Annotated in this window: 10 protein-coding genes; 6 read left to right on the top strand and 4 right to left on the bottom strand. The window is 43.5% G+C overall.

Translation table 11 applies throughout. The features are described 5' to 3' along the window. Positions 1-2 precede the first annotated feature (2 nt). The 5 genes from AB6D06_RS03810 to AB6D06_RS03790 are packed head-to-tail and all read left to right on the top strand — an operon-like array spanning position 3 to position 3,995. Complete coding sequence (locus AB6D06_RS03810; protein WP_372099630.1) at positions 3-728, top strand: tetratricopeptide repeat protein; 726 nt, start codon at positions 3-5, stop codon at positions 726-728. After that, positions 725-1,216, top strand: a complete 492-nt coding sequence (locus tag AB6D06_RS03805; protein WP_372099631.1) for a TadE/TadG family type IV pilus assembly protein — start codon at positions 725-727, stop codon at positions 1,214-1,216. Before AB6D06_RS03810 ends, AB6D06_RS03805 begins: the two co-directional genes overlap by 4 nt. Continuing rightward, complete coding sequence (gene tadF, locus AB6D06_RS03800) at positions 1,213-1,782, top strand: tight adherence pilus pseudopilin TadF (protein WP_017060812.1); 570 nt, start codon at positions 1,213-1,215, stop codon at positions 1,780-1,782. Before AB6D06_RS03805 ends, tadF begins: the two co-directional genes overlap by 4 nt. A gap of 2 nt (positions 1,783-1,784) precedes the next feature. Further along, complete coding sequence (locus AB6D06_RS03795) at positions 1,785-3,305, top strand: TadE/TadG family protein (RefSeq protein WP_372099633.1); 1,521 nt, start codon at positions 1,785-1,787, stop codon at positions 3,303-3,305. A 6-nt stretch (positions 3,306-3,311) separates the two neighbouring features. Beyond that, on the top strand, positions 3,312-3,995 hold the full coding sequence (locus tag AB6D06_RS03790) for an OmpA family protein (protein WP_241910067.1): 684 nt from the start codon (positions 3,312-3,314) through the stop codon (positions 3,993-3,995). A gap of 68 nt (positions 3,996-4,063) precedes the next feature. Here AB6D06_RS03790 and chrA read toward each other — a convergent pair whose 3' ends face one another. Then, complete coding sequence (gene chrA / locus AB6D06_RS03785) at positions 4,064-5,209, bottom strand: chromate efflux transporter (RefSeq protein WP_372109937.1); 1,146 nt, start codon at positions 5,207-5,209, stop codon at positions 4,064-4,066. 101 nt (positions 5,210-5,310) lie between these two features. Between chrA and AB6D06_RS03780 the strand changes: the two genes are divergently transcribed. Further along, positions 5,311-6,237: a LysR family transcriptional regulator gene (locus AB6D06_RS03780; RefSeq protein ID WP_372099636.1), complete on the top strand. Its 927-nt coding sequence runs from the start codon at positions 5,311-5,313 to the stop codon at positions 6,235-6,237. Positions 6,238-6,507: 270 nt separating this feature from the next. Here the strand turns inward: AB6D06_RS03780 and AB6D06_RS03775 are convergent, their stop codons facing one another. From AB6D06_RS03775 to ygjJ, 3 genes are all read right to left on the bottom strand, one after another. After that, positions 6,508-7,848 (bottom strand): MATE family efflux transporter, encoded by a 1,341-nt coding sequence (locus AB6D06_RS03775; RefSeq protein ID WP_017060807.1) that lies wholly within the window; start codon positions 7,846-7,848, stop codon positions 6,508-6,510. 392 nt (positions 7,849-8,240) lie between these two features. Continuing rightward, complete coding sequence (gene ygjK, locus AB6D06_RS03770) at positions 8,241-10,634, bottom strand: alpha-glucosidase (protein ID WP_372109936.1); 2,394 nt, start codon at positions 10,632-10,634, stop codon at positions 8,241-8,243. Between the two features lie 15 nt (positions 10,635-10,649). After that, positions 10,650-11,714 carry a protein YgjJ gene (gene ygjJ / locus AB6D06_RS03765; RefSeq protein ID WP_004734431.1) on the bottom strand — a complete coding sequence of 355 codons (1,065 nt, stop codon included), beginning with the start codon at positions 11,712-11,714 and terminating at the stop codon, positions 10,650-10,652. Between the last annotated feature and the right edge of the window lie 13 nt (positions 11,715-11,727).

The following is an 11,727-nucleotide window of genomic DNA, read 5'->3' as shown; positions in this document are numbered from 1 at the left end:
TTATGATAGCTAGATATTTTATTTTCACTCTTTTATTGGTGTCGTTAATTGGCTGCTCTTCAAGTCAATCTGAACTAAGTCTAGACAATGAAGTCGATAGCATGGAGCGAGTGGGTAATTATGATGGTTTAGTTAACTATTATAAAGGTAAGCTTGAAGAATCACCCAACGATACAGTTTCTATGCAGGAGCTAGCTAAAGTTTATTTTGATAAGGGTGATATCGAATCAGCAAGGTTTTATAGTGATTATCTTTTAGGCTTGAAAGTGGTTAATTGGGAGTTATCTCAATTACGAGGTCAAGTTTATAATGCAGATCATAACGATGCTTTGGCGGTAGAGTCTTATCTACGTTCTATTGAGTTGGGAAATAATACGGCAGAAGTAGATGTTCTATTGGGGATATCTCACTGCATGAATGGAGATTATGAGTTAGCCGAGAAATATTTTAATAATGCCAGAATCAAAGGTTACAATGATACTGCGATAAAGAATAATTTGGCATTGATTAAGTTTGCTGATGGAAGATATCAAGAAGTGATTGATTTATTACTTCCATTGTACTTGTCTGATCCTAAAAATAAAAAAGTTCAGGCAAATTTAGCTATTGCTTTGATTAAGTTAGGTCACGTTAAACAAGCCAGTGATGTTTTAGGTAGTAGTTATTCAATCAATGAAGTTACAACCATGTCTAGACGCCTATCTTCAGGCGCTGGGAGTTCAATATGAGAAGAATAGTCAAGTATGCTAAGGGGTCTCTAACCGTCGAGGTGGCTTTAGGCATCATCATTCTCATCACGGCGACGGTAATGATATTCGAAATGGCGTATCGGATTTACGTCTCAAATTTGGTTGAGTTTGCGCTCAGAGAATCGGTTAGGTCAACGACTGTTTTTCAGGGAGATGATTCATTCACCAGTTATAATACCAGCTTTTTCAACGTGATGAATGATGAAAGTAAATTATGGTCTTCACTGACGCCTGTTGATAACTTTTCAATGGCAGGAAAATATTATGTGAGCTATGAGGATCTTTTATCTGATAATTATCTTAATGATGCCGATATGCTGATTGATGATTCGGGATATTCCTTTGCCGAAATATCATTGAGTTATCAATATGAACCTATTTTACCTTTGCTTGGTGGAAATTCTGAAATCATTTCATCTTCAGTGTTACTTACTCTCGAGCACGAGGGTTGGGAGAGTGTTAGATGAACATATCGGAATTAACAAATAATGGAGGCTTTCGAAAAAAACGCAACTCAACACTGCAGCGTGGCGCCTTTACCATTGAGTTAGCACTCATTTTATTTGTCGTTATAGCCATATTTTATTTTATGAGTGACGTGAGTCATAAGTTATTGGTTAGAGCAAAACTCGACCGAGTGAGTTTTGCTCTGGTTAACGTAATGAAAGAGCGCACTCGATATTATGATGAAAATGTCATCTTAACTGGTGATGATAGAGACGAAATGGTCATTATTGCCGCTCGTCTGCTAAACACAGCTCCAGAAAGCGTAGCGCTGAGAGTTGAAGCTATGCACGATGGCTCTGCTGCAAATATTGATTCATTCGAAAGTGACCAGTTCAACAACTTAGGTTGTAATGTACCATTAATTTCATCGAAAGAGGCTTTGGTTCCTGTAGAGAACGGAGTCTCTTTTCCTCTTTACCAAGTGTCATTATGTGAAAGTAATTCATCTTGGTTTGCACGTTTGTTGGGGATTGCTAATTTATCAGAAATAACCATTTCATCGAGTTCGGTGATGGTTGGGAGGTAGATATGATAAACCCAAATACATTTAATCGCGGTCCTCATCGTCAGAGAGGTATTGCCGCAATTTGGCTTGGACTGACGTTAATACCTTTGTTAGGCGTGTCAGTTTTTGCACTCGAGGGAACTCGATATATTCAAGAAACAAGTCGTTTGAGAGATGCTGCACAAGCTGCTGCCCTTGCAATAACAATTGATGATAAATCGAATGAAGCAGACGCTTTAGCGACTCGATATGTTGATGATTATGTGCGTAGTATCGAGCATATAGATATCACGACAGTAAGGACTTATGAGGAACCAACTGCGGCGAATGATGATACCGAGAAAATTCAATATGAAGTTGCAGCAGTGACTACCCATAATTCGTGGTTTGCGAGTGATTTAATTCCTTCATTCGATGAAAATCAAAAGCTTGCAGGCTCAGCGCTCGCCGCGAAATATCCGTACTATCTAGGTGATAAATTAGTAGACATTGTGCTAGTCACTGACTTTTCAGGATCAATGAATCGGGATTGGAGTGGGGCAAGTGGTGATGTAAATACAAAGATTCAAACTCTCAAACTAGCTGTTTCAGATCTTGCTGATAATATTTTGGTTGTGCGTGAAGGTGATTCTACAGTGCTTAACCGTCTAGCGATTGTTCCTTTTAACCTCAGAGTTCAGGATAGAATTAATAACAATTTATTCTCAGGAAGTCAGTTGAGGTATAGAAGTGATTACCATTCTTCTGTTTCCTCTAAAACCTATGAAAAAGTCAATTGGCGTTTTTGGTCAAAAAGAACATTAAGTGAAGTCGAAGATTGTGCCGATGATATATTTGATTGCCCTAATATTGGGAGTAATAATCAGCACAAACAAGCTAAGAGAGTGTTGGATGTTTTAAATATTAAATCTAGACGTCTTGAAATACCAGAGTATATAGATTATCAGAAATCTGTTGATGATATGTTTAACTATAAAAGAGATAATACAGATTTAAAATTTGACTTTAGAGCGGATACTAATGTTATTTACAATAGCTCAATGACGATGACAAATGGCATAGGTCACTATGTGATTCCTCTTACCAGTGATTCTGATTTGATTGAAGAAATGCAGGATATGAATTCAGGAGGCAATACGGCTTCATATCAGGGTATTTTAAGAGGGCTTCAAGTACTTAATGATGGCATGCCAAGTAATTCGGCTAGTCAGCAGGAGATTAATGAATACAGTCAAAGAGTCAAAATTATGATTATTTTGAGTGATGGCCAAGAATATCCATATACGAGTATTTTACCCGACTTAGTTGATGCCAATATGTGCAATGCTGCAAGAGAGCACTTTCAATCTGAGAATGGCAGCCTGTATATAGGTGTTATAGGTGTTGATTTTGATGCGACTAAACAAAATGGATTTCAGAAGTGTGTCTTAAATCCTGATGAAGATATTATCGATGTACGTAGTCGCGAAGAATTGATTGAACGTATTCAAAATTTAATTGAGAAAGGATCTCGAGGTACTGGTGTATCGAGACTATACGGGTGAGTAAAGATGAAAAATACAATGCTAGCACTAGGTATGCTTGTTTCTTTCTCTAGTTATGGGCAGGAGATTAGTGATCAGGTAGTAGAATATTGTGGGAATACTTTTTCAGAGTATTCTCACACCATCGAAATTGGTGAAGTTCAAGGGGTGGCTAGTCATCGTGATGGCTATTGGCAAATTCATGAGGGAAGTCATGATCCAGCTCTCAAGTGGGAGCTTCTTAAGCGCTCACAGTTGATCACTGATCCAAGTGATTGTCTCACTTATATATCAAACCTTGGTATTGCTAGCTTCGATAGTGACAAAGGGCAGCTCGTTGCTCGTGTTAACTTCGCCTTTGATCGTTATTATCTGACCCCTCTTGCTCGTGAAGTGCTTGCTGATGTGGCAAAACATCTCGCAGACAATGACTACCTAGTGACCGTTGAAGGCCATACCGATTGGGTGGGCAGTGAAGCTTACAACCAAGGGTTGGGGCTAGAGAGAGCTCAAAGTACGTCTAAACAGCTTTTCACTTACGGTGTTGAAAAAGAGAAAATGACCCTGAAATCATTGGGTGAGTCTGAGCCAATCGCAAGTAACAAAACCTCAAAAGGTAGAGCTCAAAACAGACGTGCTGATGTGTATATTCCCCCAGAGTCTTTTAACCAAGACGATGCCAGTCCAGCCTCTACACAGATAGAAGAATAACCACTATCTCAACGGTCGCATAATCCGAAAATTATAATGCCCACTAATTAGAATTAGTGGGCATTATATTAAATGACTCCGAGTCCAAACCCTATTGCAATAAACAGAGCTACCATCCATACGATTGGCATCTTCATTGTTTTTAGTAGCCACACGCCAACAATGATCAAAGCGAAGTCTAAACCACTGCTCACTGCGCTTGTGAAAATCGGTTGATATAGCGCTGCCAACAATAAACCGACAACCGCCGCATTCACACCAGTAAGAGCGCCAGCCACTAAAGGTTTACTTGCGATTGCCTGCCAGTTTTTCAATACCCCCAGTAGTAATAAGAAGCCCGGTAAGAACACGGCGATTGTCGCCAACAAAGCGCCAGTAATTGGTGCCGATGGCATTAATACATAGCCTAGGTATGTCGCTAAGGTAAACATAGGACCAGGTACAGCCTGTGCTGCAGCATAGCCCGTTAGGAACGCATCTTGGGATAGTTGGTCACCAATACCATTCTGCAACAATGGAAGTACCACATGACCGCCACCGAATACTAAGCTGCCAGCTTGATAGAACAGACCAAATACTTCAATACCTTGAGAATATGCACTGAACAGAGGAAGGCCAACCAACAGCGCAACAAAAATAACGAGCGGTGTTATGGAGATCTTGTGTGTTGATGGAACCGTTTTGATGTCTTGTGAGGTCAAAAACTTGCTGCCAATGATTGCGGCAAATAGAAGTACCAAGATTTGTGGCCAGATCCCAGGAAGCAACAGGAGAACCACGGCAGTCATGACACATAAAGCGGTCGCGACTTTCGATTGGCAAAAGTTTTTGTACATGCCAAATGTGGCATCAGCAACCACCACCACTGCGAGTAGCTTCAAACCGTGAATGATTGAATTAAACAGAGGTGCTTCCAATAGTTGATTGCTGACTAACGCCAATATCAGCATCAGAATCACAGATGGGGAAGTGAAGCCGACAAATGCAGCAATAGCACCTGTTAGTCCACCTTTCTTGTAGCCAACCGCAAAGCCAACCTGACTTGAACCTGGGCCCGGCAGAAATTGACTGAGGGCGACAATTTGCCCGTACTCTTCGTCGGATAGCCAATTCAGTTTCTCAACAAAGGTTTTACGGAAGTAGCCAATGTGTGCCGCTGGTCCACCGAAGCTAATCCAGCCAAGCCAGAAAAAGGTTTTAAAAATTGAAAGCATGATCGATTCCAGATAAATGTTTAGCGTAATTTATGGTGACTTGCACTATGATTCAAATTAATTGTTTTAATTATAACTATTAATGAAATAGGTTCTTCTGGATGGCTGATTTTAACTGGAAAGGTATCGATCTTAACTTATTGATAGCTCTGCAAGCGTTATACAAAACGAACAGTGTAAGTAAAGCGGCTGAGCGCTGTTATGTCAGTCAGTCTGCAATGAGTCATAGCCTTCAACGACTTCGAAAGTTGTTTGATGATCCTCTGTTTGAGCGGGTAGGTAGCAAGATGGAAGCAACCGACCGAGCCATTGAACTATCAAGTACCGTGGACGCGCTACTGAATACCATCCAGTCTGAAGTTCTGTTATCTAAATCGTTTGATGCAGAGACTTATAAAGGGACTTGGAAGATTGGTCTCACTGATTATGCCGAGCAGATGTTCGCTCCAATATTGTTTGACCTGATTAAGCAATCCTCTCCTTATTCCCAAGTAGCGTTGTTCAATGTAAACCGGAGTAACTACCAGCAAGTCTTTGACGATGCCAAGCTTGATATGACGATAGGCAGCTTTGGTGAGGTACCAAAGCAATATCGAACAAAGCATTTGTATACGGAGCGACATGTTTGTTTACTTGATCAATCGGTTCTATCCATTGAGGAGCCGATGTCGCTAGAACAATTTGTTGCTGTCGAGCACGCGCTTGTTTCCCCTGCAGGGGCTTTAAAGACGGGAGTGGACATTCGTTTAGGTGAACTCGGTTTAAGCCGGAAAGTCGCGATATCTTCCAGTAACTTTTTAACTGTTAAACGACTCATTCGTGGCAGAGAACTATTGTGTATTGTCCCCAAGCTAGTCGCGCGCAAGGATATGGATAGTGAAGAAACCTTACTAGCTGTGAAGCCACCAATTGATGTTCCAGATTTTGATATCCAGCTTGTTTATAGAAAGGCAAAGCATTTAGATGATAAAAATAAACTACTTAGAAAGCTGATTACTAATGCGATCTCATCTGTGATTTCCGAATAGTTTATTGTGTCGGTTAATCGTCAAATTCATATGAATTAATTTTAGAAAAATCCGGTTTATTATAAGAACCCGACTATACTTAATTTACGACTCAAGGCAGTCGTAAAGAATAGGCTTTTTGATTTACCTAAGTAAAAAAATTGGTTATATCCTCATGATATAGCTTAAAAATCTACCAGGCTAAACGGACTTAGTTGGTCTTAAAAGCGCTAGCTCCCCCTAGCGCTTTTTTCTTTTGGTCGAGATAAATTTCGACGTATCAACAACAACCTAAAAAGAGAATCGAGTCCATTTCTTAGCTCGCCAGCGATAGGCCATGATGATTCCACGGAACCACTCGTCCATCGCGATTGCCATCCAAGCACCCAATACGCCATAACCCCAATGCACGCCAAGCAAATAGCTCATGGCAACCCCAATGCCCCACATGCTGAGAATGCCCATTTTGATCGGGAATTTAATGTCGCCAGCAGCCTTTAGACAAGAGATAAAGATAAGGTTAAATACTCGTCCAGCTTCAAGAATGATGGAACCTGCAATCAGTGCCGCCGTTAGCGCAATGATCTCTGGATCTTGCGTGAACAGATCGAGAATTTCGAAACGGAACACATACACCATGCAGGTGATCGCGGTTGACGCGATAAAGCCAACCACAAAGTAACGTTGCACGCGCTTGGTAATCTCGTCGATCCAACCCTTACCAATGTAATAGCCTGTTTGGATTTGGCTGCCTTGACCAATTGCCAGTGCAAACGCAAAAGAGAGGCGAGCGATGTTTTGTGCGTAAGTAAACGCAGCCAGTGAAGACGTACCCATCTGCACTACAAAGAAGGTAATGCTGATCTGAGCCATGTTATAAGAGAGCACTTCTCCAGCGTTCATCGAGCCGATCTTCATGATTTTTTGATAGATGGCTTTCGGCACAGATTTAAACTGCTTCACTGGTAGATAAATCCCTTTGCTTCTGACCACACCAATCAAGATCAACATTCCGATTACTTGGCTAATGACGGTCGCGGTCGCAACCCCTTGCACGCCGTATACAGGCAAACCAAAAGGTTGATATAAGGCACAGTAGTTACCGAATACGTTGATGACACCTGCAATCATATTGATCACCATCGGTGACTTTGAATAGCCATGACTGCGCAAAATAGTGGTGAGAACCACACCTATGGTTACATTGAAGGTGAGAGCACCACTGATGAACAGGTATTCTTGCGCGTACTGTTCGACTTGAGGTTCGAGTTGATAAAGCGGGATAAAATATTCAGCAACAAGAACGGCAATCACACTCAGTAGCACACCGGCAATAATGGCCAGAATGATACTTGCTACACCCACGTGAGCGCTCTCTTGAGTGCGGGAAGCACCATTGTATTGCGCGATTAGAATACCCGTACCACTGCTGACCATGGTCGAGACAATGATCAGGAAAAAGGATATCTGAGAAATAACACCAACGGCAGACACGGCTTTGTCCGAGTATCCCGATAACATGAATACATCACTGGTGTTGAGTGCGGTTCTTAAAAGAACTTCGATAAAAATTGGCCAGGTGAGCGCAACGATTCCCATACGTTTGTTTAGGGTGGAATCAGCATTAGGCATTTAGGTTTTCTCAAAAAAGGGGTAGGCGACGCTATAGTTTAGCTATTATTTAGTAAACGACTATCAAATTAATGTCCGGAAGGCTAATAAGGATAAATAAAATTCGAATAAGTCTTCAGAATTCAATATTTCAGTGAGGGTGATGAAATTTTTGAATGGGATTTCATAGCAAGAGCACTCTTTGCTTTTTGTGAGTAAAAGCTTGCCTGTGTTAGCTGAGTACAACGAACAGAGTAAAAGGATCATGGTAGGCCAAATGGTCTAAGTGCTTGTTTTTCGCTTACGTTACTTCAGATATAAAAAAGGCACTCAGCGAGAAACTGAGTGCCAAAGTCTGAAATTTATGAGGTTAGATTTTCATTGAATTTCAGAAGACAGGTATAGGTTTTTACTTACTCTGCGTCAGTAAAGAAATCGTTGTATAACATGTATAGGTGGGCAGCACTCCAAGAGAAGTTTGGAGCACCTTGTTGTTCACCGTTTAGCGGGTTGTAGTTCTCACGGATAGGACCGTCTTGTACCAAGCCATCGGCGTGGTCAAAGAACGCACCTGCCATTTCAATCGCATCGTCACGGTAGCCGTAGCTATCCATGCCTTTTAGGCCGAAGTAGAATTGATCTACCCATACACGTCCACGCCAGTAAATATCTGGGCCAAATGCAGGGCTAGAAAGCGCCGCTGTGCCCAGTGGAACGTAGGTGTTGAACTCTGAGGTATCTTTCATCACAGAGACCACGGCATCAGCGTGAGCTTGTGTTGCTGCACCGTTGAACAGTGGTGACCAACCCTCAGGGCCTTTACCACGCTCGACAATCGGTTTGCCTGCGCAGCCATTGGCTAAAGGCTTGTCTTCAATACGAATGTCATAGAAGAAGTTAGTGCCTTCGTCGAACATACAGGTGTTGATGTAGTTCGATAGGTGCTCTGCTTTTTCACGGAACTCTTTCGCTTCTGTGTCTTTACCTAGAATGTCAGCCATTTCTGCTAGGTACTTGTTATCGCTGTACATGTAGCTTGCTTGGTCAACGGACTCTTGCAGCAATGAATAGCCAAGCAAAGTGCCGTCTTCAGCGCGGTTTTGAGCGAACTCAACATCCCAATCGCTGCGCTTACCACCGTTTGCAACGTATGCGTCTAGCTGGTCTTTATCAATGAAGCCAAATGCGGCTGCATCGTCACGGCCTGATTCCCAAGATGCAGCCGTTTGTGCGGGGCTCTCGATGTAATCGTAGTTGCCTTCTGCTACCACTTTATCCAGTGCTGCTTGTCCTACGACTGTTTCGTGCTTATCGCCACGAACCACGGTGAAGTACATTTCACCTTCAGGTGTGTTGTGTGCTTTGTCACGAGCAGCGCCATACTCTGGAACGCCATTGCCGTTGTTGTCACGGTTGCGTAGCCACCAATCATGGTATGCCACTAGTTTTGGATACATCTCTTGTAGCCAAGCTTCGTCGCTGGTGGTTTTGTAGACTTCCATTACTGCCCATGCTGCTAGGCTTGGTTTGGTATTACGTTCATTCCAGTTACCGCCATCGCCGCCACGTTCTGGACTTAGGTTGTAAGCGAGTAGATCGGGCACGTAACCTTCATCCCAAGGACGAACGGCATCGTCAGCCTGAATTTGGTAAGCGAACATCGCGCGGATGTTATCTTTCGCTACATCTGGGTTGAAGTGAGCCATTGCGTAGGCTTGCTTCCATGTGTCCCAAGGCCAAGTTTGGTTGCCCGAGAACCAACGCGCCGTCACGGATGGTGTCACAGAGTCAAACTCCATCGCACCTGCAGCGCCACGCCAGTTACCGTTTAGGGTTTCCATCGCTTTAACCGCAACACGCTCTTGTTCTGGTGTCGCGTTCGGGTTGGTTAAACCCATCTCAAGATAGCCTTCCCAACGTTCTGCTGATGCGGCTAAGAAGTCGGTAGGGTTTGCCATGATCTTTTTGATTTCAGGCTGTTCCGCTTGCGCTTCTTCTGCCGTTAGAACATGCGAGTATGTGGTGTAGATAGTCGTCGATGCTTCAATGTTTGCCGTTGAAGTAAACGCTAAACCATCAACCGTGGTTTTCGTTGGAATCGACTTGTGAACTTGGTATTCAGACTCACCAGAAGTCAGTAGATCCCATGTCGAACGAACCTTACCGAAGGTCACCTTTAGGCCATCGTCGGTTGCGACGATTTGACGGTCATACTCAGGGTAAGTTTCAGCGATTGTTTTGTCGGTTTGTGCCACGCCTTCTTTGGCGTGCGTCTTTTCTAGCAGTTCACCATCCCACACTAATTCAACCGGTGAGTCGGTAGTGATTTTTGTTTCTAGCAGAGAGGTACGGTTTGAAGCAAAACGCATCGTCATTTCTACGGTCACATCGTCAGATTTTAGCGTCTGAACCAATGCGCCCGGTAGGCTATAAGCTTCCATAGTGAAAGCCACTTTTTTGCCGTCTTTGAACACGCTTAGGCGGTCGAAGTTATCAGCCATGAAGTTGATATATTCTTCGGTAAGCAGTGCTGTACCTGGGAATCCGCCCATGCCTTCTGCACTGTCTGGCAGCAGATGACCGTGCCATGCACCTAGGTCGAAGAATGGGTTAAAGCGTTGGTGGTCATCGAAGTCGTAGTCACGCATGTATTCAGGTGAGCCAGTACGGTCGATAACGTTCTTAAACTCGTTGGCTTGCAGTTGCTCAGCATCAGAACTTGAGCCAGAGATGGAATTTGATGCACAACCAGTAACGACAAGGGCTGCACCGATAGCGAGAGCTGCGAATGATTTATTCAGTTTCATGATCAATTCCTGTTATTACCAGTAGAAGTATTGCATTGCGAACACCTGAGCGTCGCCGATTTCAGTGTCGCTGCCTACGCCAAAGCGGCTATCGAAAGCAGTCGCAAACGCGCCGTTGCCGTATTCATACCAAACGCCAGCATTGATGTAAGAGGTGATTTCTTTGTCGCCATTGTCACCGTCAAAGTTTGCGTAGTTGTAGGCTGCAGATAGGTAAACGCCTTGTGCCGCTTCGTACCATGCACTGGTTTGAATACCAGACTCGCTACCGAAAGACTCTTGGTTGCCTTTATCTGTATCGTGCCAAACACGAGTGGCGAAGTTTTTGTACTCAGCACCCAATAGCAATAGTTCACCACCATCGTTGTTACGAACTTCACCACCACCCATTAAGGTTAAGTCGTCGGTCAGATCGTATTGAAGGTAACCATTGACCATGGCGTTCTTATCTTTCCATTGGTCTGCGAAGCTGTCGTATTTACCGAAGTGAACAAGAGCATCGTCTTCCGAGAAGTCAGACTCTGGCGCGAAAGAAACGCTGTAGCGAAGCTTGCCTTCTAGGTTTTGAATCTTCACACCAAGGTGCACGTCTCGCGTGTTTGAGATCGCGTAGCCGTATTCAACCGTAGGGTCACCCCACCATTGAACGTCATCTAATGAAGAGTCCATACGACCAATCATGAATTCTGTTTTGTTATCTGTGCGGTAGCCAGCGTAAAAGCGGTTGAAACCACCTTCAAAGCCGCCCCAGCCGTGGCCCGTTGCCCAAGCATTGCCTTCGTCGTCGGCTTGTACTGTCCAGCCTTCCATATAAGCAAGACCAAACCAATTACCGTGCTCGATAGCCAAGCCAGCTTCAATGTAAGTACCGTCTGCGTAGCGGCCTTTATCATCACCTTCGAGTGCCACGTGACCACCAAGGCCAAGCTCACCATAAAAATTAAATAGGGTTTCAGTTTCTGTCTGAGGAGGCTGAGTATCACTGTGGTTTGCTGCGGACTCTTCCGCGTGGGCAGTGGTACTTAAGGCAGCAAGAATACAGCTTGTAATAAGAGTGTTTTTAGTAAAACTACTTTTCATTTTAATCACTTCT

Source organism: Vibrio sp. 10N.239.311.G01 (assembly GCF_041465805.1).
In the GTDB taxonomy this organism is placed as follows: domain Bacteria; phylum Pseudomonadota; class Gammaproteobacteria; order Enterobacterales; family Vibrionaceae; genus Vibrio; species Vibrio crassostreae_C.
This window is presented reverse-complemented; position numbering and strand designations above follow the sequence as displayed.